Source organism: Candidatus Methylomirabilota bacterium, assembly GCA_035315345.1.
Taxonomy (GTDB): Bacteria; Methylomirabilota; Methylomirabilia; order Rokubacteriales; family CSP1-6; genus CAMLFJ01.
In genome coordinates, this window is sequence record DATFYA010000073.1 from 59768 (window position 1) to 82219 (window position 22452).

At 71.1% G+C, this 22452-nt stretch carries 25 protein-coding genes; 13 read left to right on the forward strand and 12 right to left on the reverse strand.

The window, feature by feature from the left end:
- Window positions 1-13: 13 nt before the first annotated feature.
- The 5 genes from VKN16_08850 to VKN16_08870 all read left to right on the forward strand — a co-directional run bounded on the left by VKN16_08850 (window position 14) and on the right by VKN16_08870 (window position 3480).
- Window positions 14-346: a cupin domain-containing protein gene (locus VKN16_08850; GenBank protein HME94308.1), complete on the forward strand. Its 333-nt coding sequence runs from the start codon at window positions 14-16 to the stop codon at window positions 344-346.
- Between the two features lie 343 nt (window positions 347-689).
- On the forward strand, window positions 690-992 hold the full coding sequence (locus VKN16_08855; GenBank protein ID HME94309.1) for a lipid-A-disaccharide synthase N-terminal domain-containing protein: 303 nt from the start codon (window positions 690-692) through the stop codon (window positions 990-992).
- A gap of 29 nt (window positions 993-1021) precedes the next feature.
- The gene (locus VKN16_08860) at window positions 1022-2245 is read left to right on the forward strand and encodes an alanine--glyoxylate aminotransferase family protein (protein HME94310.1); all 1224 of its coding nucleotides are present in this window, start codon (window positions 1022-1024) and stop codon (window positions 2243-2245) included.
- Complete coding sequence (locus VKN16_08865; protein ID HME94311.1) at window positions 2242-3204, forward strand: phosphoglycerate dehydrogenase; 963 nt, start codon at window positions 2242-2244, stop codon at window positions 3202-3204. The genes VKN16_08860 and VKN16_08865 overlap by 4 nt, the downstream gene beginning before the upstream one ends.
- A 99-nt stretch (window positions 3205-3303) precedes the next feature.
- Window positions 3304-3480 (forward strand): DUF1059 domain-containing protein, encoded by a 177-nt coding sequence (locus VKN16_08870; protein HME94312.1) that lies wholly within the window; start codon window positions 3304-3306, stop codon window positions 3478-3480.
- A 65-nt stretch (window positions 3481-3545) separates the two neighbouring features.
- Here the strand turns inward: VKN16_08870 and VKN16_08875 are convergent, their stop codons facing one another.
- Genes VKN16_08875 through VKN16_08885 form a run of 3 tightly spaced genes read right to left on the reverse strand, consistent with a single transcriptional unit; the run spans window position 3546 to window position 8300 of the window.
- The gene (locus VKN16_08875; GenBank protein ID HME94313.1) at window positions 3546-4559 is read right to left on the reverse strand and encodes an alcohol dehydrogenase catalytic domain-containing protein; all 1014 of its coding nucleotides are present in this window, start codon (window positions 4557-4559) and stop codon (window positions 3546-3548) included.
- A 57-nt stretch (window positions 4560-4616) separates the two neighbouring features.
- On the reverse strand, window positions 4617-5408 hold the full coding sequence (locus tag VKN16_08880) for a hypothetical protein (protein ID HME94314.1): 792 nt from the start codon (window positions 5406-5408) through the stop codon (window positions 4617-4619).
- Window positions 5409-5435: 27 nt separating this feature from the next.
- The gene (locus VKN16_08885) at window positions 5436-8300 is read right to left on the reverse strand and encodes an FAD-linked oxidase C-terminal domain-containing protein (GenBank protein ID HME94315.1); all 2865 of its coding nucleotides are present in this window, start codon (window positions 8298-8300) and stop codon (window positions 5436-5438) included.
- A 95-nt stretch (window positions 8301-8395) separates the two neighbouring features.
- Here VKN16_08885 and VKN16_08890 point away from each other — a divergent pair, with 95 nt between their 5' ends.
- The gene (locus tag VKN16_08890) at window positions 8396-8812 is read left to right on the forward strand and encodes a response regulator (protein HME94316.1); all 417 of its coding nucleotides are present in this window, start codon (window positions 8396-8398) and stop codon (window positions 8810-8812) included.
- Between the two features lie 36 nt (window positions 8813-8848).
- Window positions 8849-9358 carry a TlpA disulfide reductase family protein gene (locus VKN16_08895; GenBank protein HME94317.1) on the forward strand — a complete coding sequence of 170 codons (510 nt, stop codon included), beginning with the start codon at window positions 8849-8851 and terminating at the stop codon, window positions 9356-9358.
- Between the two features lie 4 nt (window positions 9359-9362).
- On the opposite strand, the gene VKN16_08900 is transcribed toward VKN16_08895, so the two are convergent.
- The 9 genes from VKN16_08900 to VKN16_08940 all read right to left on the reverse strand — a co-directional run bounded on the left by VKN16_08900 (window position 9363) and on the right by VKN16_08940 (window position 18789).
- A complete protein-coding gene (locus tag VKN16_08900; GenBank protein HME94318.1) occupies window positions 9363-9950 on the reverse strand; it encodes a hypothetical protein in 588 nt (195 codons plus the stop codon).
- 102 nt (window positions 9951-10052) lie between these two features.
- Entirely contained in the window at window positions 10053-11102 is a 1050-nt protein-coding gene (locus tag VKN16_08905; GenBank protein HME94319.1) for an alcohol dehydrogenase catalytic domain-containing protein, read from the reverse strand.
- Window positions 11099-12064 carry an ROK family protein gene (locus VKN16_08910; GenBank protein ID HME94320.1) on the reverse strand — a complete coding sequence of 322 codons (966 nt, stop codon included), beginning with the start codon at window positions 12062-12064 and terminating at the stop codon, window positions 11099-11101. Before VKN16_08910 ends, VKN16_08905 begins: the two co-directional genes overlap by 4 nt.
- A gap of 2 nt (window positions 12065-12066) precedes the next feature.
- Window positions 12067-12831 (reverse strand): ChbG/HpnK family deacetylase, encoded by a 765-nt coding sequence (locus tag VKN16_08915; protein ID HME94321.1) that lies wholly within the window; start codon window positions 12829-12831, stop codon window positions 12067-12069.
- On the reverse strand, window positions 12828-13535 hold the full coding sequence (locus tag VKN16_08920; protein HME94322.1) for a HemK2/MTQ2 family protein methyltransferase: 708 nt from the start codon (window positions 13533-13535) through the stop codon (window positions 12828-12830). Before VKN16_08920 ends, VKN16_08915 begins: the two co-directional genes overlap by 4 nt.
- On the reverse strand, window positions 13532-13840 hold the full coding sequence (locus tag VKN16_08925) for a hypothetical protein (GenBank protein ID HME94323.1): 309 nt from the start codon (window positions 13838-13840) through the stop codon (window positions 13532-13534). Before VKN16_08925 ends, VKN16_08920 begins: the two co-directional genes overlap by 4 nt.
- A 7-nt stretch (window positions 13841-13847) precedes the next feature.
- Entirely contained in the window at window positions 13848-15578 is a 1731-nt protein-coding gene (gene ggt, locus VKN16_08930; GenBank protein HME94324.1) for a gamma-glutamyltransferase, read from the reverse strand.
- An 84-nt stretch (window positions 15579-15662) separates the two neighbouring features.
- On the reverse strand, window positions 15663-16169 hold the full coding sequence (locus VKN16_08935; protein ID HME94325.1) for a hypothetical protein: 507 nt from the start codon (window positions 16167-16169) through the stop codon (window positions 15663-15665).
- Window positions 16170-16206: 37 nt separating this feature from the next.
- The gene (locus VKN16_08940) at window positions 16207-18789 is read right to left on the reverse strand and encodes a DEAD/DEAH box helicase (protein ID HME94326.1); all 2583 of its coding nucleotides are present in this window, start codon (window positions 18787-18789) and stop codon (window positions 16207-16209) included.
- An 80-nt stretch (window positions 18790-18869) separates the two neighbouring features.
- Here VKN16_08940 and VKN16_08945 point away from each other — a divergent pair, with 80 nt between their 5' ends.
- The 6 genes from VKN16_08945 to VKN16_08970 all read left to right on the forward strand — a co-directional run bounded on the left by VKN16_08945 (window position 18870) and on the right by VKN16_08970 (window position 22358).
- Complete coding sequence (locus VKN16_08945; protein HME94327.1) at window positions 18870-19628, forward strand: SDR family oxidoreductase; 759 nt, start codon at window positions 18870-18872, stop codon at window positions 19626-19628.
- Window positions 19625-20161: a YciI family protein gene (locus tag VKN16_08950; protein HME94328.1), complete on the forward strand. Its 537-nt coding sequence runs from the start codon at window positions 19625-19627 to the stop codon at window positions 20159-20161. Before VKN16_08945 ends, VKN16_08950 begins: the two co-directional genes overlap by 4 nt.
- A gap of 404 nt (window positions 20162-20565) precedes the next feature.
- Window positions 20566-21045 carry a bacterioferritin gene (gene bfr / locus VKN16_08955; protein ID HME94329.1) on the forward strand — a complete coding sequence of 160 codons (480 nt, stop codon included), beginning with the start codon at window positions 20566-20568 and terminating at the stop codon, window positions 21043-21045.
- The gene (locus VKN16_08960; GenBank protein ID HME94330.1) at window positions 21042-21215 is read left to right on the forward strand and encodes a hemin uptake protein HemP; all 174 of its coding nucleotides are present in this window, start codon (window positions 21042-21044) and stop codon (window positions 21213-21215) included. The genes bfr and VKN16_08960 overlap by 4 nt, the downstream gene beginning before the upstream one ends.
- Window positions 21216-21336: 121 nt before the next feature.
- Window positions 21337-21951, forward strand: a complete 615-nt coding sequence (locus VKN16_08965) for a MotA/TolQ/ExbB proton channel family protein (protein HME94331.1) — start codon at window positions 21337-21339, stop codon at window positions 21949-21951.
- Window positions 21948-22358 carry a biopolymer transporter ExbD gene (locus VKN16_08970; protein ID HME94332.1) on the forward strand — a complete coding sequence of 137 codons (411 nt, stop codon included), beginning with the start codon at window positions 21948-21950 and terminating at the stop codon, window positions 22356-22358. The genes VKN16_08965 and VKN16_08970 overlap by 4 nt, the downstream gene beginning before the upstream one ends.
- Window positions 22359-22452 lie beyond the last annotated feature (94 nt).

Here is a 22452-nt window from a genome sequence, read left to right on the forward strand (position 1 = left end):
CGGGAGACCGCCGGTGATCACTCCGCCCGTCAGCCTGTTCATCGACGCCGGCACCGTGCCGTGGATCGAGCGGCGGCCCGGCGTCTTCTGGAAGACGCTCTGGGAGGACGCCGACGGGCGACACAAGGCGATCCTCATGCGCTACGAGCCGGGCGCGACCGTCCCGCGCCATCGTCACCTCGGCGACGAGCAGATCTACGTGCTCGAGGGCAGCGTGGCCGACGACGCGGGCGTGTGCACGGCCGGCAACTACGCGCGGCGGCCTCCCGGGTGCGTGCACACCGTGAGCAGCCCGACCGGGGCGCTCGTCATCGCCATCACGTCCGGGCCGACCGAGCCGGTCTAGCCTTCGGTGGAGAGGCGGGCGCGAGGGCCGGGGGCGGCCGGGGGGCCGCCGACCACGAGGCGCGGTTCTTCGCTTGCGCGGGTAGCAGTTCCCATTCGATAGTGGCCGGCTTCGTTTTGGTTGGCAGGAACGGGTCGGTCGGCCCCCCGGCCGCCATCCGGCCCCTCGCGCCCGTCTCCCCGCGAGTCCGGGAACGCTCTGACTTCATTCGCGCGCGGCGGCGGATGGGTCGGGTGAGGGCGAAAACTCCTTGCGGCGTGCGGATCATGTCCGATAATGTGAAGCGCTGGATTCCTGCACGCGGCTCGCGAGAGTCTCATACGGAGGCCGAGACGGAGCGGACATGATGTCGACGCACTTCTGGACGTCGGAGCACTTCTGGCTGTCGATCGGATTCCTCGGTCAGACCTTCTTCTCGATGCGCTTCCTGGTCCAGTGGATCGCCTCCGAGCGCCAGAAGGAGAGCGTGATCCCGATCTCGTTCTGGTTCTTCTCGATCGGGGGCGGCCTCACCCTGCTGATCTACTCGATCTATCGCATGGACCCCGTCTTCATCCTCGGGCAGGCTGCGGGCTTGTTCGTCTACCTGCGCAACCTGTACCTGATCCGCCGCAAGCAGAGCCGCCTGGCCCCGGCCAGCGCCTAGCCCCGCTGCGCGCCGTCAAGGGAGCATTCATGGATTCCACCATCCGGTGGGGAGCCACTCGAGCGCAGCCGGTCCTCATGATCCCCGGTCCCACGGAATTGCCGTTCCCGGTCGTGCAGGCGATGAATGAGCCCGCCACGATCCAGTACGACATGAACTTCGACGTGAACGTGCTGGAGCCGGTGACCCTCGCCCTGCGCGACATCTTCCAGACCCGCGGCGAGGTCATCGCCATGCCCGGCTCCGGCCGTACCGCCCTCGAGGCTGCCGCGATCTCGGCGATCGAGCCCGGCGACCGCGTCCTGGTGGTGGAGGCCGGCGCCTTCGGCGCCCTGATGCGCGACATCATGACCCGCGCCGGCGCCGAGGTGACCGAGCACTCCGTGGAGTGGGGACGCCCGCTGGATCTCGCGCGGCTCGAGCAGGACATCGCGCGGGTCAGGCCGAAGGCGGTCACGATGGTGCACAACGAGACCTCGACCGGCACCACCTACCCCGCCGCCGAGGTGGGGCGCATCGTCAAGCGGCACGGCGCCCTGTTCATGCTCGACACCGTCTCCTCCCTCGGCGGGCTCGACGTGCGCACCGACGAGTGGGGCGTGGACTTCAACATGACCGGCTCCCAGAAGTGCCTGGCCGCCCCGCTCGGGATGGCCATCGTCTCGGTGGGGTCCGCGGGCTGGGAGGCGATGGAGGGGCGCAAGCACAAGGCCACCTCGTGGGCCTACGACCTCCTCCGCTGGAAGGAGAACTGGATTCCCGCGTCGCGGGGCGGCCACGTCCCCGACGGCACCCCGCGGCGGCAACCGGTGTCGATCCCGACGCACCTCACCCAGGCCCTCGGCGCGGCGAGCCGGCTGATCCTCGAGGAGGGGATCGAGCATCGCTTCCGTCGGCACGCGGTGGCCGGGCGGGCCTTCCGCGCCGGGCTCGATGCGATGCGGCTCCAGATGTTCGCCGACGCCTCGCTGCTGTCGAACACGGTGTCCTGCTTCCGGACGCCGGCGGGCATCGATCCGGCCAAGGTGGTCGGTCACATGCGCCAGCACCACGGCATCCTGATCGGCACCGGGCTCGACAAGATCCGCACCAGCACCCTGCGGGTCGGGCACATGGGGATCACCTCGAGCCCGCTGTACGTGCTGCCCACGCTGTCCGCGATCGAGATGACGCTGCGCGATCTCGGATTCCGGACCGAGTCCGGTGCCGGCGTGGCCGCCGCGCAGGCCGTCTTCGCGAGCCCGTCGGCGTGATCGCCGTCCCGGACGACTTCCCCTCGGTCTTCGAGGGCAGCGAAGGCCATCAGCGGGCCAAGCGGCTGGACGAGGTGCGGGTCTTCACCGAGCGCGGCGCCGATCAGGAGGCCGAGCTGATCCGCCGCATCGGCGATGCCACCGCCGCGATCAACATCCGCGCCCACGCGCGCTTCAGCGAGGGCGTGTTCGCGGCCTGTCCGAAGCTCAAGATCGTCTCGGTCTGGGGCACCGGCACCGACAACATCGACCTGAACGCGGCGGGCATGCGCGGGATCACCGTCTGCAACACCCCCGGGATCAACGCCTTCGCCGTCGCCGAGCACGCGCTGACGCTGATGCTGACCACCGCGCGCAAGGTGGTGACGCTCGACGGGGAGATGCGAAAGGGCAAGTGGCCGCGCGAGATGCTCACCCAGTGCCTGGGCAAGACCCTCGGCGTGTTCGGCATGGGCGCCATCGGCGGCCGCCTCGCCACCATCGCGAAGGGCATCGGCATGAACGTGCTCGGCTGGAGCGCGCTGGGCGACGAGGCGCGCATCCGCGAGACCGGCGCGACGCCGGCCAGCAAGGAGGAGATCCTCGCGCGGGCCGACGTGGTCAGCCTGCACGTGCGGCTCTCCTCCGAGACGCGCAACTTCCTCGGCCGCAAGGAATTGGCGATGATGAAGCCCACCGCCATCCTGGTGAACACCGGCCGCGGCGCGCTGGTGGACCGCGAGGCGCTCCTCGCGGCCCTGCGCGAGCGGCGCATCATGGGGGCCGGGCTGGACGTCTTCCACCAGGAGCCGCTGGCTCCGGACGACCCGATCCTGAGCCTGCCCAACGTGGTGGTCTCCCCGCACAACGCCGGGCAGACGCCCGAGGTCATCCGCGACGGTCTGCTCGCCGCGGTGGCCAACATCGAGCACTACCTGCAGGGCAAGCCGGGCAACCTGGTCGTATCGCCCGGGCGGTAGCACGCATCCTCGCGCTTTGAGGTGGCGGCCCGCGCCGGCCGGGCGTAGCCTTGGACATCTCGCAGCTCACGACGAACGCTCGATCAAAGGAGAGGCGTCATGGCCAAGGTGCTTCGTTGTGGTGATCTCATGCCCGGCTGCAACACCGTGCTCGAAGGCAACGACGTGAACGAGGTGATGGCCAAGGGAGCCGAGCACGCCAAGAAGGACCACGGGATCAATCAGATCCCGCCCGACATGGTGGCCAAGGTGCAGGCCGCCATCAAGGACAAGTAGCGGTTCGGACTGGGAACCCCTCACCCTGCCCTCTCCCCCTACAAGGGGGAGAGGGAGAAGGGGAATCAGGCGGTCAGGTCGACGAGGACCTTCATCACCGGTCCGCCCCGTAGCGCCTCTTCCATTCCCTCCTGCAGCCCTTCCAGCGGGATCCTCCGGCTCACCAGCGGGGCGAGCGTGACCGCGCCGGAGGCGGCCAGCCGGATCGCCTCCTCCCAGTCGGCGCGGTTGTAGAGGCGGCTGCCGTGCATGGTGACCTCGCGCGCGAACATCGGATAGAGGTTCACCAGCGTGGGCTCCGAGTGGATGGCCACGATGCTCACGGTGCCCCACACGCGCACCGTCTCGGTCATCACGCGCGCGGCCGCGGGATGCCCGGTCACCTCGAAGGCCACGTCCACCCCCTGCCCGGCGGTCCACTCGTTGACGAAACGCACCGGGTCGGCGTCCATGCCGATGACCTCGAGGCCGACCCCGCGCAGCAGGTCGATGCGATAGGGATTCACCTCGCTCACGATCGCGCGCGCGCCGCGGTGCCGGCAGACCATGGCGATCAGCGCGCCGATCGGTCCGCCGCCCAGCACCAGCACCGAGTCGCCCACCTTCACGCCCGCGCGGCGCACGTCGTGGGTGGCCACCGCGAGCGGCTCGATCATGGCGGCCTGGTCGTCGGCCAGCGTATCCGGCACGTGCAGCATGCGCGAGGCCGGCACCGTCCAGTAGTCCTGCATGCCGCCCGGCAATTCCACGCCGTAGATCTTCAGGCGGTAGCAGAGGTAGTAGCCGCCCATGCGGCAGGCCCGGCACTCCCCGCACGAATGGATGGGCTCCACCACCACGCGGTCACCCGGCTGAAATCCGGCGTCGGCCGGCGCCTCCACCACCTCGGCGAAGGTCTCGTGACCGATGATGCCGCCCTTCGGGATGCGGTGATCGAGATGCCCCTGGAAGATGTGCAGGTCGGTGCCGCAGATGCCGGCCCGGCGCACGCGCAGCAACGCCTGCCCGGACCCGCGCGAGGGGCGGCCGACGGGCCCGGTGCGAAAGGTCCGCGAGCCTTCGTAGAAGGACGCTCTCATGTCTGTCTCCTTGCCGGATGATCGTGCCCGCGACGCGGGGCTCGCGGTCTCCGGCCACTATGTAGGCCGCGCGCTGCCTCGAGTCAAGCGCCGCGAGCGCAGGCGCCACAGCGAGACGCCCTGCACGAGCAGAGCGACCGTGATGGCCACCGCGAATGCGATCGCGATGCCGAGCGGCACCAGCCCGAGGGCCAGCACCAGGCAGAACCCCACGAACGCGAAGAGCCCGAACAGCAGGCCGCGCAGCACGGCGACCGCCGCGCCCACGCCCTGCAGTCGGTGGCCGAACGCGGTCAGGATCGCCGCGAAGAGCGGATAGGTCGCGAGCAGGCCGCTGAGGGTGGCGCCGAGCCGGGGGGCGAGGGCGGTGAGCGCGAGGACCACCGCGGTGGCCAGGACCATGCGGGCCGGCACGTCCCAGCGTGGCGGCGGCGCCGATGCCGCGCCGGGCGGATCCGCCGGGATCAGCCGCAGCGAGACGAGCAGCGTGGCCACCGCCACCCCGAACAGGACGAGCGGCCCGAGGGCCAGCCCCTGCAGCACCGTCGCGACCGCCGCATAGGCCACGGAGCCGGCGAGCAGCGACGGGAGCCAGCCCGCGCGCACCGCGGTCCGTCCGTAGGCCACCACGAACGCGGCCTCGGCGGCCGCGCCGCCGAGCGAGCCCGCGGCCGCCGCGGCGCCGAACGCGGTCCCCTGCTCGAGCGCGATGAAGAAGGCCACCGGGCCGGTGGTCAGCGGCAATCCCACCAGCCAGCCGCCGACGGACTGGCCCCAGCGGCGGCCCGCCAGCGTGGCGGCGCCGATCAGCGCGGGCGTGGCGACGAGCTTGAGCGTCAGGTTGTCCATCGGCGATGACGGCGGCGGGCGCCGCCGTCAGGAGCGAAGGGCGTCGCGCAGGATCTGAGCGGGATGCCGGGCGAGCCGGCCGGCCAGGTGCTCGATCTGCTGACGGCACGAGACGCCGGGCGCGACGATCTCGGTCTCGGCCTCCGCCGCCTGCACCGCCGGGGCGAGCCGCCGGTTGCCGAGGCTCACCGAGATGTCGTAGTGCTCCGTCTCGAAGCCGAACGAGCCGGCCATGCCGCAGCAGCCCGAGTCCACCTCGGCCACCTCGAAGCCGGCCCAGCGCAGCACCGCCACCGTGGGCGCGGTGCCGACCATGGCCTTCTGATGACAGTGGCCGTGGAGCAGCGCCTTGCGCCGGCCGCCGTCGCGGAAGGGCAGCGTGAGCCCCCGCGCCTTCTCGCGCAGCAGGAACTCCTCCAGCAGGAACGCGGAGGCCGCGACCTGCCGCGCCTCCTCGGTCCGCACCAGCTCCACCGTCTCGTCGCGCAGGGTCAGCAGGCACGACGGCTCGAGCCCGACGATGGCGACGCCCCGGGCCACCCAGGGATGCAGGCGCGCCACGTTCCACTCCGCGTAGGCCTTGGCCTCGTCGAGCATGCCCTTGGAGATGAGCGGGCGGCCGCAGCACTTCTTGTCCACGAGCTGCACGCGGTAGCCGCCGGCCTCCAGCAGCTCCACCGCGGCCCGGCCGATCTCGGGCGCGTTGAAGGTGATGAAGGTGTCGTGGAAGAGCACCACGTCGCCGCGCGGGGCCTCGAGCGGAGCGCGCCGGCGGTCGAACCAGTCGGTGAAGGTCTCGCGGGCGAAGCGCGGCAGGGGCCGCCGCCGGTCGATGCCGGCCATGCGCTCCATGAGCCAGCGGTTCGGCCACGCGCGGGCGATCCAGTTGGAGACGGGGGCCAGCCGCGAGCCGATCAGGGACAGGCGCGCGATGTGGCCGAAGAGCCGGTTGCGCAGCGGCAGCCCGTTGACCTGGTGGTAGTGGTGCAGGAACTCGTACTTCATCTTGGCCATGTCCACGTTCGACGGGCACTCCGCCTTGCAGCCCTTGCACTCGAGGCAGAGGTCCATCACCTCGTGGAGACGCTGCCCCGCGAAGTCGGCCGCCGGCACCTTGCCGGACAGGACCGCGCGCAGGGCGTTGGCCCGCCCGCGGGTGGAGTGCTCCTCGTCGCGCGTGGCCATGTACGAGGGGCACATCGTGCCCTCGAGCTTCTTGCGGCACACCCCGACCCCGTTGCACATCTCCACCGCGGCCGCGAAGCCGCCTTGAGCCGAGAAGTCGAGCAGGGTCTTCGGCTCCCACGTCCGGTAGGCCGCGCCGTAGCGCAGGTGCTCGGTCACCCCGGGGCTGCCCACGATGTTGCCGGGGTTCATGAGTCCGCGGGGATCGAACGCGGCCTTGGTCTCCCGGAAGGCCTGGAACAGGGTCTTGCCGAACACGCGCTCCAGGAACGGGCTGCGCGCCCGCCCGTCGCCGTGCTCGCTCGAGATCGCGCCCCCGAACGACAGCACGAGGTCGAAGATCTCCTCGGCCATCACCCGCACCTGCTCGAGCCCGCGCTCGGTCTTGAGGTTGATGAGCGGGCGGATGTGCAGACACCCCACCGAGCAGTGGCCGTAGTACGCCGCATCGGCGCCGTGCCGGTCCATGATCTCGGTGAACCGCGGCACGAACTCGGGCAGGTGCTTGGGATCCACCGCGGTGTCCTCGATGAACGCGATGGGCTTGGACTCGCCGCGCGTGCCCAGCAGGAGGCCCAGCCCCGCCTTGCGCAGCTTCCAGATGGACTGCTGCTCCGCCCCATCGGTGGCGATGTGCGAGGCGTAGCCGAACGCCCCGCGGGCGCGCCGCGCCTCGAGGTCGGCGACCTTGGCCTTGACCTCCTGCTCGGTGTCCCCCGCGTACTCCACGATGAGGATCGCGGCGGGATCGCCCTGCACGAAGCCCATGCGCTTGGACTGCTCGATGTTGTTGCGGGCGAGGTCGAGGATCATCCGGTCGGTCAGCTCGACCGCGTACGGGCCCGTCTCGAGGATCGTCTGCGAAGACTCCAGCGCCTCCTGCATGTCGTGGTAGTGGATCACGTCGAGCGCGGTCGCCTTCGGCTTCCGCACCAGGCGCATCTTGGCCTCGACCACGTTGAGGAAGGTGCCCTCCGAGCCCACGATGAGGCGCGCCATGTTCAGCGGCCGGTTCTTGACCAGCTCGTCCAGGTTGTAGCCGCAGACGCGTCGCCAGTGCCGGGGATACCCCGAGCGGATGTCGGCCTCGTACTGCGTCCGGATGCGGGCCACCTCGCGGTAGATCTGCCCCTCGAGCCCGGGCCGCCGCGCCCTGGCCTCGAACTCGGCGGGCGTGACCTCGCCGAAGGTGGCGCGGCTGCCGTCGGCGAGAATGGTCTGCAGCTCGACCACGTGCTCCACCGTCAGCCCGTAGGCGATCGAGTGCGAGCCTCCCGAGTTGTTGCCGAGCATGCCGCCGATGGTGGCGCGGTTCGACGTCGAGGTGTCGGGCCCGAAGAGCAGGCCGAGCGGCCGCACGTGATGGTTCAGCTCGTCCTGCACCAGCCCCGGCTGCACCCGCGCCCACAGCTCCTCGCAGTTGACCTCGAGCACGCCCGCCATGTGCCGCGAGAAGTCGAGCACGACCGCCCGGTTCACGGTCTGGCCGGTCAGCGAGGTGCCGCCGCCGCGCGGCAGGACCGGCACGCTCTGCTGGTTGGCCACCTCGATCACCGCCTGCACGTCGTCGGCGTGCCGAGGGATCACGATGCCGATCGGCTCCATCTGGTACATCGAGGCGTCGGTGGAGTAGAGCAGGCGGGAATAGCGATCGAACCGAACGTCACCCTCGACGCGGCGACGCAATTCGTGCTCGAGGTCGTTCATGGCGCTGAATTATGACCCACTCGTCAGACTCTGGCAAGAATTCGCGGAGTTGCACGACACGAACCGGATGCTAGACTCGCGACGGGGACTTCGACGTGACCGACGCCGAGACGCCGCGAGGACAGACCATCCTGGTGGTCGACGACGAGATCGACGTGCGCGCGCTCGTGCGCGATGTGTTGAGCCGCGACGGCTACCACGTGATCGAGACCGGAGATCCGTTCGAGGCGCGCCGGATCGCGGAGACGCAGCCGGTGCACCTCCTGCTGACCGACGTCGTCATGCCGATCATGAGCGGCATCGACCTGGCCAAGCGGATCGAATCGGTCAGCCCGACGACCAAGGTGCTCCTGATGTCCGGCTTCAGCACCGCGGCCGCGAAGGGCTCCGGGCGCCCGCTCATCTCGAAGCCGTTCCGGGCCAGCGACCTGGTGAACGCGGTGCGCCAGATCCTGGATTCGCGATCTGCGTTCCGCAGACCGGGTTCGCCGTCGCCCCCGCCACCCGCCTAGGCTCCGCGCCGGGCCCGCGCGGTCTATACTGAGGCGATGCGATCACTCCTGGGCGCGCTCGCGGTCCTGCTCGCCGCCGCCCCCCCCGCCCTGGCCGCGCCGGCCGCGCCGGCCTTCACGGTGACGCTGCTGGACGGCCGCGGCCACTTCGATTCGCGCGCGCACATCGGCAAGGAGGCGCTGGTGGTGCGCTTCCAGGCCTCGTGGTGCAAGGTCTGCAACGAGGAGGCGGCCGGACTCGAGCGCATCTACCAGAAGTACCGGACGCGGGGCGTGGACCTGGTCAGCGTGCAGGTGCAGGACACCGAGGCCGACGCGCGGAAGTTCCTCCGGGCCAACCGGGCGACCTTCCCGGCCGGGCTCGATCCGCGCCTGAAAATCGCCAACCGCTTCGGCTTCCGGGGGACGCCCTATACCGTGGTGATCAATCGGAAGGGCGAGATCGTGGCGAAGATCCAGGGCCGGTCGGACGAGGCCCGGCTCAGCCGCATCCTCGATCCGCTCGCGAAGCCGGCGGAGCCGCGAAAGAAAGCGCCGGCGCGGTAGCTCGTCAGCGCAGCCGGCGCGCGGCGTCCAGCCCGCGCAGGGCCATCACCACCACGAAGGCGTGGAAGGCCGCGCCGATCCAATCGCGGGCCGCCACGAAGATGAGCCCGTCTACCGCGTAGACGATCGCCCCGACCGCGAAGGCCCACGGCTGGCCGCGCAGGGCGAGCCGGCCGAGCAGGGCGAAGACGCCCACGAACACCACGACGACCGCCGCCACCACCGGCACGCCGTGGCCGGTGCGGGCGGCGAGGCCGTCCGCGAGCTGGGTGATCCCGAGCCCGATGACGAACCGCCACTGCTGGCCGCCGAGCGCGGCCGCCGAGTTCACGATCGAGAGCGCGGCGACCCAGAAGAACCACAGCGCGCCGCTGCGCCGGCGCCGCTGCAGCGCCTCGCGCGCGCCGCCTGCCGGTGCCTCGGTCCGAGACCGTGCCGGCGATGCCGTCTCGGCCTTGTCCGGCGTGAGCGGCCGGGGCGGCACCGGGCCGAAGCCGTTGGCGCGCGGGCGCGGGAAGGCGGAGGTGGTGGACGGGGGCCGCCGGAAGGGACTCGCGGCGCCCGGGGTCGGGCGGGAAGGCACTGGCTCCATGTACGTTCCTCCGTCACCGCCGGTGTCAACCGTGTCCGAATTGGCACCGAAGATGGCCCCGAGCGGGCCTGCGCGTTCAGTGGAGCAATCGATGTGCCAGGGTCAGGGCTTGAGCATCACCTTGATCGCTCGATCCTCCTTCCGGTCGAAGATGGCGTAGCCTCTTGGCGTATCGGTCAACGGCATCGTGTGCGTGATGATGCGCGTCGGCTGCAGCCGGCCCGCCTGGATCAGCGGCATCAGCGGCGAGATGAAATTCCGCGCGTTGCAGATGCCCATGCGCAGCGTGAGGTCCTTGAAGAACGCGTCGCGCGCCGGGAACCCCATCGACGACTCGACGTACACGCCCACCGACGATACGGTGCCGCCGGCGCGCACGGACTGGATGGCCTGGGTGAACGGCGCCTCGTGGCCGACGCATTCGAGCACCGCGTCGGGCCCGCGCCCGCGGGTCTGCGCGCGCAGCTGCTCGGCGGGATCGCCGCGGTCGACATTGACCGGCACCGCGCCCAGCTCCTCGGCCAGCTTCAGACGGTAGTCGACGCGGTCCACCATGAAGACGCGGCTCGGTCCGAAGAGATGCGCCGACTGCAGGGCCAGGAGGCCCACCGGGCCCGCGCCGAAGATGGCCACCGTGTCGCCGGGGCGGATGCCCGCGTTCTCCGCGCACACGTAGCCGGTGGAGAGGATGTCGCCCAGGAAGAACACCTGCTCGTCGGTCATGCCGGCCGGCACCTTCTCGCACATGTGGTCCGCGAAGGGCACGCGGATGGCCTCGGCCTGGCCGCCCGGGTACTGCTTGCCGAAGCGCCCGCCGAAGACCGCGCGGCCGGTGGTGGCGCACTGGGTGGGCAGGCGCATGCGGCACCACTCGCAGAAGCCGCAGGAGATCGAGAACGGCGCGATCACCCGGTCGCCTTTGCGGAGCTGCCGCACCGCCGGGCCCGTCTCCTCCACGATTCCCATGAACTCGTGGCCCATCACGACACCGGGATCGAGGCCGGCGACGCGGCCGTGATATTGATGGAGATCCGATCCGCATACCGCGCTCGTCGTGATGCGCAGCACCGCGTCGGTGGGATCCACGATGCGCGGATCCGGCACCGATTCCACCCGCACGTCCCCCGGCCCGTGAAGCGTGATCGCCTTCATGATGTGGTCGTCCTCCGTCGATCGTCGTCGTGGTGGATGTCGCGGTGGGTTTCGTAGTGAACAAGAGCGGCGCCGCCCCGCACCGTCGCGGCCTTGTCCAGGCTCAGGATCTGGAGAAGAGTCGACGCGCGCGCGCCCTCGAACGAATGGCGCGCGAGGCTTGCTCGGAGGCGCGCCTCCAGCGGCCGCAGCGACTTGGCCACGCTTCCCGCCAGCAGCACCCGCTCCGGATTCAGCCCGTTCACGACGATTCCCAGGCCCGCCCCGAGCGCGCGGCAGACCTCGTCGACCGCCGCGCCCGCGTCCCGGTCGCCCGCGGCGGCCAGCCGGAAGATCTCGGCCGCGGTCACGGGGCGGCCGAGGCGCTCGCTTCCGCGCCGCGCGATGTCGGTGCCGGAGACGTAGGCCTTCAGGCACCCGCGCCCGCCACAGATGCACGGCGGACCATCGAAGTCGATGGGAACGTGGCCCAGCTCGCCCCCGAAGCCGGCGTGGCCCCGATGCAGCCGGCCGTCGAGGATGATGCCGCCGCCCACCCCGGTGCCGAGGGCGAGCATCACGAGCGAGCGCGCCCCGCGCCCGGCGCCCCACATCCACTCGGCCAGCGCCAGGACGTTGACGTCGTTGTCGACGAATACGGGCAGGCCGAGCGGTTGCGCCAGCCGCTCGCCGAGCGGGACGCCGGCCAGCTCCGGCACGTGGTGGATCTCCGCGCCGATCGTGCTGCGGTCGGCCTCGACGACGCCGGGAACGCCGACGCCCACGCCGATCACCGTGACGCCGCGGGCTTGCGCGCTGTCGTGGAGACGCGCGAGCAGGTCGAGGATCGTGTCGAGCGCCCGGCCCTCGCCGCGGGCGTGAGTCGGGGCCTGCACGTGCTCCAGCACCTGCCCGTCGGGGCCGACCAGGCCGGCGGCCACCGTGGTGCCCCCGACGTCGACCCCGATGGTGATGCCGCCCACGCTCAGAGGTTTCCGAAGTGGATGAGCCGGATGCCTTCCCGCTCGATCAACGCCCGCGCCGCGGGATCGGTGAGGCCGGTCATCTCGGTCTCGCGCTGCTGGCCGTACCGGCTGTAGGCCAGGTCGTCGTCGTAGTAGCCGGGATGGGTCATGAACTCGGTGGTCCCGCCCGGCAGCTCGCGCAGGTGAGTGAGCACCCGCTCCGACGACCAGTAGGCGTCGGGACCGGACTCGCCCATGAAGTGATCGGGCGTCTTGAGCGCGCGCTGCCGCGCCAGCGCCCGCACCTCGGCGTCCTGGGTCCGCACCGGCACCCGGATGGCGCGCGCGAAGTCCAGCACCAGATCCAGGATCGGCGCGTGCCGGCCCACGTGGTGGTGCGAGTCCAGATGGGTCGGGAAGCGTCCCATGATCTTGCGGAACTCGTCGATCTGCATCCCCAGCTCGATGCGGGCCTCGTCCGGCCGCGCCCGCTTCGCGGCCTGGCGCGCGTCCCGCACGAAGCGCCCTTCCCCGTCGAGCAGCGACGCCACGCGGGTGGCCGGCGCCACCGGCGGGCCGAGCGTGAGGTTCATGTGCAGGCCCACTCCGAGTCCGGAGGCCTTGAGCGCCTCGATGAGCGCGGGATCCACCGGACGATTGACCAGCAGCGTGGTGCTGGTCACGATGCCGCGGTGGTGCGCGTCCAGGATGCCGCGGCTCACTCCGGCGGTGAGGCCGTAGTCATCCGCGTTGACGATCAGGCTCCGGGCCGGCGCCGCGCTCATGCTCTGACGGCTCCCTGGACGACGTAGCGCTCGACCGTCTCGGGCAGCCCCCGCGACGGCAGCGTGGCCTCGGCATCGACGGCGCGGATGTGCTCGAGCCGCTCGTAGCCGATGCGCGGGAACGGCTGGGTCTCCTGGGCGAGGATCGACGGCTCGAAGCCCGCGCCGGCCAGGCGGTCCAGCGCCGACTTCACCCCGAGGAAGCCGAACAGGGTGAACACGAGCCGGCCGCCGGGATGGAGACGGGCGCGGGCGCCCCCGATCACGCGGGCCAGCAGCCGCCAGCCGTCCGGCCCGCCGTTGTCGGCGGCGGCCGCCGCGTCGCCCCGCTCGCGCTCGGGCGGCGTGGGCATCTGGGGCGGACTGGTGGCGATCAGATCGAACGTCATCCCCGGCACCGGCTCGAAGCCGTCGCCCAGGCGGACGCTCACGCGGTCGGCCACCCCGTTCAGCAGCGCGTTGTCCCGCGTGCACCGGACGGCCGCCTCGACGACGTCGGTGGCGACCACGTGCGCGCCCGCCCGGGCGGCCAGCACCGCGGCGAGACCGATGCCGCTGCCGATCTCGAGCATCCGGTCGCCGGGCCGCACCGGAAGGTGACGGCAGAACAGGAGCGAGCCGGCCTTGGGCGGCTGCGCGCCCGCCGCCACCTTGAACGTGCAGCCTCCGTAGACGAACAGCAGGAGGCCGGCATCGTCGCTCACGGCTTCACGCGCCGGAAGTAGAGCCGCACCGCTTCCTTCAGCTGCGCCCGCGCGCCCGCGCCGGTCTGGGCGTCCTCCAGCTGCTCGATGTCGATGGCGAGCGGGACGCCTTCCTTCTTCACGCCGTCCAGCTCGGCGGTCAGGCCGCAGCGCTCGTCGGACTCGGTGAACACCACGCGAGCCCGCGTGAACGCGCGGTCCTCCTGCGCGATCTGCTCGACGATCTCGGTGAGCAGGCGCTTGATGGCCTCCTGCTCCGGGGCGGGCACGGTGGAGAACGCGGCGGTCAGGTCGACCTCGGCCATGGAGCGCTCAGATGCCGGCCGCCGCGGCGGCGCACAGGTGGTCGAGCCCGGCCTCGAGCCCGCGCTTGCCCACCCGGATCGCCACCGGCCGCGAGAAGAAGAGCGTGCCGAAGGCCTGATGCTTGGGGACCACGTCGTGGCCCATCCGACGCAGGGCCGCCAGGCTGCGCTCCCCCACCCGATCGTCGACCCACAGCTCGCCGCCCTCGGTGTGCACACGCGGCGCCTCGATGGCCTCCTGCGGCGTGTCGCCCGCGTCCACCAGGTTGGCGATCACCTGCGGGATGGCCGACACGATCTTCCGCCCGCCCGGCGCGCCCACCGTGAAGTACGGCTCGCCGTGCCGGAAGCCGAGCGCCGGCACCATGTTCACCACGGGTCGCTTGCCCGGCGCCACCGAGTTGGCCCGTCCGGGCTCGGGATCGAACCACAGCATGCCATTCTGCAGCAGGATGCCGGTCTCGGGCACCACCATCCGCGAGCCGAAGAGCGAGACCGCGGTGTTGGTGAGCGAGACCATGTTGCGCTGCCGGTCCACCGCGCAGATGTGCGTGGTGCAGTCGCTGCCCTCGGTGGCGAGCCGCCGACGGCCGCGCGGCATCGCGGTCCGGCCGCGTCCGAGCGCGCTCACCGCCGCGTCGTGCGCCCAGGCGTCCGGGGCCTTGGCGTCGCTCCGCGGGCCCGCCGCGCGCAGGCCGGCCGCGATCTCGGCCGCGTGCTCGCGCGAGGTCAGCCCCCGCCACGGCACACGCACCGCCCGCGGGTCGGCCAGATGGCGCAGCCGGTCGAGGAAGGCGTACCGCACCGCCTCCGCGCGCAGATGCAACCCGCCCGGCGTCTCGTACCCGACCTTGGCGACCGGGAACTGGCCGAGGACGTTCAGCATCTCCACCGCGGTCGTCCCGCCGGTGGCGCCGGGGGAGAACGCCAGGTCGACTGAGCGATACTTCATGATGAGCGGCTCGACCACTCGCGGCTCGTACCCTTCGAGATCGCTCCGGCGCAGGAATCCGCCGGTCTCCTTCATCGTCGCGTCGATGGCCTGCGCGATCGCGCCACGGTAGAAGGCCGAGGGGCCGTCCTTGGCGATGAGGCGCAGGCTGCGGGCGAGATCCGGCTGGCGCAGCACGTCGGCGGGCGCGAGGGCGGCGGGACGGTGCACGTAATGCCCGTCGCGGAGGTACGCGCGGGCGGTCGCCGGGAACGCGGCCAGCTCCTGGCAATGAGGCGCGATGGAGAGGGTGAGATACCAGTCGACCTCGAAGCCGTCCTCGGCCAGCCGGATCGCCGGTGCCACGACGTCGGCCAGATCCATGGTGCCGTAGCGCTGGAGCGCCAGGCAGAGCCCGGCCACCGAGCCCGGGATCGCCACCGACTTCGGGCCGAAGTTGTTGGCGTCGCCCACCACGCGGCGCCACGGGAACAGGGCCTGCGCCACGCCCTCGCCCAGCTCGTAGCAGCGCTCGTGGCAGGCCGCGGGGGCCTGCACGTTGAAGTCGAGCGCCACCGTCTCGCCGCGCTTGGCCAGGTGCACGAGCATGGTGCCGCCGCCCGCCACCGAGGACATGAACGGCTCCACCACCGTCATGGCGAACGCGGTCGCCACCGCCGCGTCCACCGCGTTGCCGCCGCGGGCCAGGATGCCGGCTCCCACCTCGGCGCCGAGGCGATGCTCGGCCGCCACGAGGGCGCGGGACGGAGCCACGTGCTTGGTCACCGAGAGCGTGGAGCGGATCATGCGGTCTCCTTCACGAGCTCCGACGGGTGGAGCCGGCAGGTCCACCCGCCGGCGTGGTCGTGGATGAGGAAGCGGACCCGCGCGCTACTCGTCCTTCATCTCGAGGGGCGAGACCCGGCGCAGCATGTCCACCACGCCCTTGTCGTCGAAGAACACGACCCACCCGAGCGGATAGACCCACGCTTCCTTCGCGGTCGACCGCACCGCGACCCAGTGCTGCTCGCCGTAGAACGCCATCATGTCCGGGTCGATGGTCTGCTCGCGCGGGTCGCCCAGGAGCACCTTCACCTCGCCGGGGGTGCTGCCGGGAGCCACCTGGCGCCAGAAGCGGAACTCGGTGTAGCGCGAGGTGTCCTCGATCTCGGGATGGTCGCGCAGGTATTTCTTCACCTTCTCGTCCATCTGGTCCTGCCAGATCCGCTTCTCGTCGAAGCTGGGGGGGCGGCCGTTGGTGGCGTAGGACTGCTGGACGAAGAACTCCTCCGCGTTGGGCCCGCGGGTGGTGCGCTCGAGCACCGGCGGCGGCGTCAAGCACGCGCCGACGAGGAGGCCGAGCGCCGCGACTGCCGCCGAACGGAAGATCCCGCTCATGGCGTTGCCAGTATATCGCGGGGCGCGCGCGGCTTCGTCAAATCAGCGCGGATTCGAGCACGATGCCGCGGTCGATGATCCGGGCGGCCCGGGCCAGCGCGCCGGCCAGGGCCGGCTCGACCTCGGGCGACTCCGCGAGCTGGCGCAGCACGTCGATGAGCCGTCGCATGGCCCGGATCAGGTCGCCCTCGTGGCCGCCGAAGGACTCCTCCACGATCGCGGCCCAGTCGTCTTCCCCCGAGGCCCACCGGAACACCGACGGCATGAAGCCGGTCGAGACCGACACCGGCATCGGCAGCTGATGGCGACGCTGCACCTCCAGGATGGTGTTGGCGAGCGACTCCAGGTCCTGCACCTTCCGCTTGAGCTTGGGGCGCTTCTTGAGGAAGAGGCGGGCCACCGCCGCGTCGCCCGAGCGCGACTCCTCGATCAGGCCGGAGCAGAGGGTGGCCGCCTCGGCCACGGTGGTGTCGGCGAGGATCCCGCGGTCCACCATCTCGGCGACCAGCAGCTCGTTGTCGTGGCGCAGCCCCGCGATCAGCTGCCCCTTGGCCAGGAGCTTGCCGTCCTGCACCGCCCCGAAGCGCTCGAGCACCTCGACCACGCGGAGGAACTCCTGCCAGTAGGCGTTGCGGAAGGCGTCGAGCATCTCGGCCTTCTGGCCGAGCTGACGCTCGAGGCTCTCGAGTCCCTTCCAGGCCTGCTCGCAGCGGTTCTGCGATCCCCACGGGCAGCGATGGCACTCGATGGCCGACAGCGCGCCCTCGGGCCCGTGGCTCCGCTCGCGCTCGATCAGATCGGAGACGGAGAGACGCTGCATCTGCTCGGTGAGCCCGCGCGTGCGGTGCTCCCAGTCGCGCGGCACGTGCAGCGGCGGGGTCTGCCAGAACACCCGCTTCACGTTGCCCTCCTTCATCTGCACGGTGCCGCCGTGCGGGAGCAGCACCTGGATCAGGTCGCGGTGGCGCCGCCGATCCACTCCCAGGATGAGGCCGAGGCTCGCCCCGCTCTTGCGGCGCACCAGGGCCAGCCGTCCCGGCTCCGCCTCGGCGGCGGAGCGGCCGCGCCGGCCGCCCTTGCCGCGGGCCATGCGCGCCACCTCGACCTCGGAGCGCACCGCTCGATAGTGGCCGATGCGCGAGAAGTCGCCGCAGGGGGCCGCGAACCGCCGCGCGTCGTCCACCCCGGTCTCCAGGCTGTGCACGTCGGCCTCGAGCGAGCGGATGCGCTTGAGGTTCTGGTACTGCCCGAACGAGGACTCGACGATGCGGCGAATGGTCGCGAGGTCGCGGCCGGTGGAGAGCAGCAAGGCCACCGAGCCGTAGCCCAGCTTGAACTGGCTCATCACCGGCTCGGGCGGGCCGTCGACCACGCGCTTCATGTCGTCGAAGCCGTCGCGCACGTCGAGGGCCATCACGCACTTGCCCTCGGCGTCGATGCCGCGGCGGCCCGCGCGCCCGGCCATCTGGGTCAGCTCGTTGTGAGTCAGGCTCCGGAAGCCGCGGTCGGTGCGCTTGGTGAGCGACTGCAGCACCACGCTCTTGGCCGGCATGTGGATGCCGAGCGACATGGTCTCGGTGGCGAACACCACCTTGCAGAGGCCGCGCTCGAAGAGCAATTCGGTGAAGCGCTTCACGGTGGGCAGGATGCCCGCGTGGTGCAGCCCCACCCCCATGCCGAGGGCCTGGAAGATCGTCTGGTTCAGCGGCGACTCCGAGATCGCCGGGTTCTCGCCGATCTGAGCGCGGATCTCCTCGTCCACCTGCCGCTGCTGGTCGCGGGTGAGCAGCGGCTTGCCCTCGGCCAGCACCGTCTCCATCGCCCGCTCGCAGCCGGCCCGGCTGAAGATGAAGTAGATCGCGGGGAGCCACCCGCGGCTCTCCAGCTCGTCGAGCATCACGGTGGGGTCCACCACCCGTCGGCTGTACCAGCGGCCGCGATCGTGATAGCCGCCCTCGCGCTCCTCGCCGAGCAGGCGTACCTTGCCGTGGCGGACCGCGTCGTACGTGTGGATCTCGCCCGAGAGGTCGGCCACCAGGTACTGCAGGGGCACCGGCCGGTGCGGATGGGTGATCGCCACGATCGGCCGGTGCACCAGGCTGATCCAGTCCGCGATCTCGTTGACGTTGCGCACGGTGGCGGAGAGCGCGACCAGGGCCACGTCCTTCGGGCAGTTGACGATGATCTCCTCCCACACCGTGCCGCGTCCCTCGTCGCCCATGTAGTGGCACTCGTCGAGCACCACCGTGTCCAGCCCGGGGAGGCCGCCCGAGTAGAACATGTTGCGGAGGATCTCGGTGGTCATCACCACCACCGGCGCGCGCGGGTTGACCTTCACGTCGCCGGTGAGGATGCCGACCTGCTCGCCGCCCCACTGCCGTACGAAGTCGGCGTACTTCTGGTTGGAGAGCGCCTTGAGCGGGGTGGTGTAGGCGATGCGCCGGCCGCGGTCCAGCGCCGCGTGGATGGCGAACTCGGCGACCAGGGTCTTCCCGGAGCCGGTGGGGGCCGAGACGATCACCGACTTGCCGTCGAGGATGGCGGAGATCGCGCGGAGCTGAAAATCGTCGAGGGGAAACGGGTAGCGGGCCCGGAACGACTGGAGCAGTGGCTGGTCCACGACCGCGGCACCTCCCTTGCCCGCGCCCTCACCGTATCACGGCCTTGCATGGCCGCGAAGCCCCGAGTAGGCTCTCGGCCATGAAACTCACCGGCAAGGTCGCGCTCATCACCAACGTGAGCCACTTCATGGGGCCGGCTATCGCCGAGGAGTTCTGCCGCGAGGGCGCGTCGGTGGCGCTGCACGACCGCGACGAGTCCGCGATGAAGCCCTTCGCCCTCATCGCGGACCGGCTCGGGCGCGACGTGCTCCTGCTGTCCGGCGACCTGAGCCGATCCGCCGAGGCCGACGCGGTGGTGGATGCGGTGGTGGCGCGCTTCGGCCGCCTCGACATCCTGATCAACAACAACGCGCACCCGCCCTCGGGCAGCCCGGTGGAGCGCATCAGCGACGAGGCGTGGCGCGAGATGCAGGCGCGCCTGCTCGACGAGCCGTTCTACTGCCTGCGCGCGGCCCTGCGGGTCATGCGCCCGGCCCGTCGCGGCAAGATCGTCAACATGTCCTCCGCGGCCGCGTTCCCCGGTCTCGCCAACTACGCGGCGTACACCGCGGCGCGGGCCGGGATCAACGGGCTCACCCGCGCGGTGGGGCGCGAGGTGGCCCGCGACGGCGTGCAGGTCAACGCGATCGCCCAGAACTACGTCGAGAACCCCACCTACTTCCCGCCCGCGTTGACCGCCGACCCTGAGAAACTCCAGCGAATCGTCAAGAACATCCCGGCGGGGCGCCTCGCGCGCAGCGAAGAGTCGGCGCGGCTGGCCGTCTACCTGGCCTCGGAGGACGCCGACTTCTTCGTGGGCCAGGTCATTCCGTTCTCGGGCGGCTGGGTCACGCCGTGATCGTCTTCCACGTGGCGATCGAGACCGGCGACGACTACGTCGCCAGGCGCGCGCCGCATCGCGAGGCCCACCTCCAGCGTCTGATGGCCCTCCGCGCGCACGGCGTCGTCATCGGCGGTGGCCCCAGCCCGGACGGCCGAAGCGCGGACGTCTTCTACCGGGTGGACCAGCCGGACGACCTGCGCCGCCTGGTCGAGGAGGATCCCTACTTCACCGGCGGGGCCTGGCCCCGCTACAGCCCGCGCTCGTTCGCGCAGTTCCTCGAGCCGTGGGAGATGCCGCCGCTCGTGACCGACGGCTCGCGCCCGGCGACGGTGGTGGAGGGCGCGACCGCCGACGTCGAGATGGCCTCCTTCGCCCTGATCGAGGCGCGCGGCGCCGGGCGCATGGCCTTCGGTGGATTCTTCCCGGGCGGCGAGACGCTCGCGCTCATGCGCGGCGACGATGCCGAGAAGGCCCTCGAGGATCTGCGCGCCAGCGGCCTGTGGCAGGACGGCACGCTGCGCGCCCGGCGCCTGCTCCACGTGCTCTGAGCGGGCGCGCCCCGAACTCCCCCGGTAGCACCGCGTAAACGCGGCCAGCTTCCGCTCCTTTTTCCCGGTTGACAGCGTGGGGTCCGTTTAGGTATACCTAATTCGCGCTGTATCACGGACCTAAGAAGGAACGGAAAGCCGTCCGAATGATGACGCCCGAGTCGCAAGGGACAGGCCGAGGGAGAGCCCGCCGGTGATCCTCTGTCTCTGCCTCGGAGTCTCCGATCACGCCGTCGAGTCCACCATCTCCGCCGGTGCCCGGACCGTGGCCGAGATCGAGCGCATGTGCGGAGCGGGCGGCGACTGCGGCGCCTGCAGCGGTCTCATCGAAGCCCTGGTGGAACAAGCCCGTGAGAGGCACTATGCTGGCGCGACAATCGCCAACACGCTCACGGGAGGGCGACATGAAGGGACATGACCAGGTGGTGACTCTGCTGAACGAGGTCCTCACCGCGGAGCTCACCGCGATCAATCAATACTTCGTCCACGCGCGCATGTGCGAGAACTGGGGATACAAGCGCCTCTGGAAGAAGGTGCGCGAGGAATCGATCGGCGAGATGAAGCACGCCGACCGGCTCATCGAGCGGATCCTCTACCTCGAAGGCGTGCCCAACCTGCAGCGGCTCGGCAAGGTGAACGTGGGACAGACCGTCCCCGAGCAGCTTCGCCTCGACCTGGAGCTGGAGCGGGTGGCGGTGGGCGCGCTCAACGCGGGCGTCGAGCTGTGCCGCAGCCTCGGCGACAACGGCTCCCGCGACCTGCTCGAGGAGATCCTCAAGTCCGAAGAGGACCACGTCGACTGGATCGAGGAGCAGATGGAGCTCATCAAGCAGGTCGGGGAAGCCCACTACCTGTCGCAGCAGATCAAAGAAGACGACGCGTGATCGACGACCCCGGAGAGGCCGCGATCACGCGAGAGGCCGCCCCACGTGAGGGCGTCCGCATCGCGAGCGCGGAGCTGTTCCGGGGACGGCGGGAGATCGTCATCGTGCACCGCGGCCAGGAATACCGGCTGCACATCACCAAGGCGGACAAGCTCATCCTGACCAAGTAACCGTTCACCGAAGCCAGCCACCTTCGAGGCCGGTCTCCCTCCCGGGAGCGCCGGCCGGCTTGAGGACAGCAAGCCACCTGGATCCGGCCGTCCCCGCGACGAGACCGGCGGCGAGGAGCCCGTGTCCCAGATCGCAACGCTCATTCAGACGCTCGCCAAGGGCGGGCCCGTGATGATTCCCCTGCTCGGCTGCTCGATCGTGGCGCTCGCGGTCGTGGTCGAGCGACTGGCCTTCTGGTGGCGTCAGCGCGACGAGGGCGCGGCCGAGCGGGCCCTGGAGCTGGCGGAGCGCGGCAAGCTCGACGAGGCGCTCGAGGTCGTCCGGGGGGCCGGCGGGGCAACCGCGCGCGTCATCGCGGCGGGCCTGGCCGAGCGGCAGGTCTCTCCCGCGGTCGCGATGGAAGCGGCGGCCCAGAGCCAGACGAGCCGGCTGCGGAGCTACCTGCCGGTGCTCGACACGATCATCACCCTGTCCCCCCTGCTCGGGCTCCTCGGCACCGTCACCGGCATGATCGCGGCGTTCGGGATCCTGTCCACCAGCGGCATGAACCAGCCCACCGCCATCACCGGCGGCGTGGCCGAGGCGTTGATCGCGACCGCGGCCGGCCTGGCCATCGCGATCGCCACCCTGGTGCCCTACAACTACTTCACCGCCCGGGCCGAGCAGGCGATGGACGCGATGGAGCGCATGGCGAGCCGGCTGGACCTGGCCCTGAAGGAGCAGCAGATCCCGTGAAGTTCCGCCGCCGGCCGCCGCGGAAGGCCCGGATCGAGATCATCCCCATGATCGACACCGTGTTCTTCCTCCTGGTGTTCTTCATGATGGCCAGCCTCTCGATGACCGTGCACGGCGGAATCCCGGTCAACCTCCCCCGGGCCGCGAAGGCGGAGGCGGCCCGCGCGCCGGTCTCCATCTCGATCTCGCGCGAGGGCGTGATCTACCTCGAGCGCGAGGCGATCGAGCCCCCGCAGCTCACCGCGCGGCTGCAGGAGCGCGTCCGCACCGAGCCGGAAGTGGGCCTGGTCATCGAGGCCGACACCGACGCGCGGCACGGGCGCGTGGTCGACGTCATGGACGCGGCCCGGCTGGCCGGCATCGGCAAGATGGCCATCGCGGTCATCCCGCGGGAGGCGAGGCGCTGACGCGCGGCCTCGCCCGCGCCTTCGCCGTCCTGATCGTCGCGGCCGGTCTCGCGGCCACCCCGGCCCGCGCCGACGAGCCGGACCCGTTCGCGCC

Bases quoted from the DNA above. Each gene is read 5' to 3' on its own strand.
- VKN16_08895 (HME94317.1), top strand. From the start codon at position 8,849: ATGCGATCACTCCTGGGCGCGCTCGCGGTCCTGCTCGCCGCCGCCCCC.
- VKN16_08905 (HME94319.1), bottom strand. From the start codon at position 11,102: ATGAAGGCGATCACGCTTCACGGGCCGGGGGACGTGCGGGTGGAATCG.
- ggt (HME94324.1), bottom strand. From the start codon at position 15,578: ATGATCCGCTCCACGCTCTCGGTGACCAAGCACGTGGCTCCGTCCCGC.
- VKN16_08880 (HME94314.1), bottom strand. From the start codon at position 5,408: ATGGACAACCTGACGCTCAAGCTCGTCGCCACGCCCGCGCTGATCGGC.
- VKN16_08855 (HME94309.1), top strand. From the start codon at position 690: ATGATGTCGACGCACTTCTGGACGTCGGAGCACTTCTGGCTGTCGATC.
- VKN16_08935 (HME94325.1), bottom strand. From the start codon at position 16,169: ATGAGCGGGATCTTCCGTTCGGCGGCAGTCGCGGCGCTCGGCCTCCTC.
- VKN16_08925 (HME94323.1), bottom strand. From the start codon at position 13,840: ATGGCCGAGGTCGACCTGACCGCCGCGTTCTCCACCGTGCCCGCCCCG.
- VKN16_08875 (HME94313.1), bottom strand. From the start codon at position 4,559: ATGAGAGCGTCCTTCTACGAAGGCTCGCGGACCTTTCGCACCGGGCCC.
- VKN16_08945 (HME94327.1), top strand. From the start codon at position 18,870: ATGAAACTCACCGGCAAGGTCGCGCTCATCACCAACGTGAGCCACTTC.
- VKN16_08885 (HME94315.1), bottom strand. From the start codon at position 8,300: ATGAACGACCTCGAGCACGAATTGCGTCGCCGCGTCGAGGGTGACGTT.
- VKN16_08870 (HME94312.1), top strand. From the start codon at position 3,304: ATGGCCAAGGTGCTTCGTTGTGGTGATCTCATGCCCGGCTGCAACACC.
- VKN16_08900 (HME94318.1), bottom strand. From the start codon at position 9,950: ATGGAGCCAGTGCCTTCCCGCCCGACCCCGGGCGCCGCGAGTCCCTTC.
- bfr (HME94329.1), top strand. From the start codon at position 20,566: ATGAAGGGACATGACCAGGTGGTGACTCTGCTGAACGAGGTCCTCACC.
- VKN16_08860 (HME94310.1), top strand. From the start codon at position 1,022: ATGGATTCCACCATCCGGTGGGGAGCCACTCGAGCGCAGCCGGTCCTC.
- VKN16_08915 (HME94321.1), bottom strand. From the start codon at position 12,831: ATGAGCGCGGCGCCGGCCCGGAGCCTGATCGTCAACGCGGATGACTAC.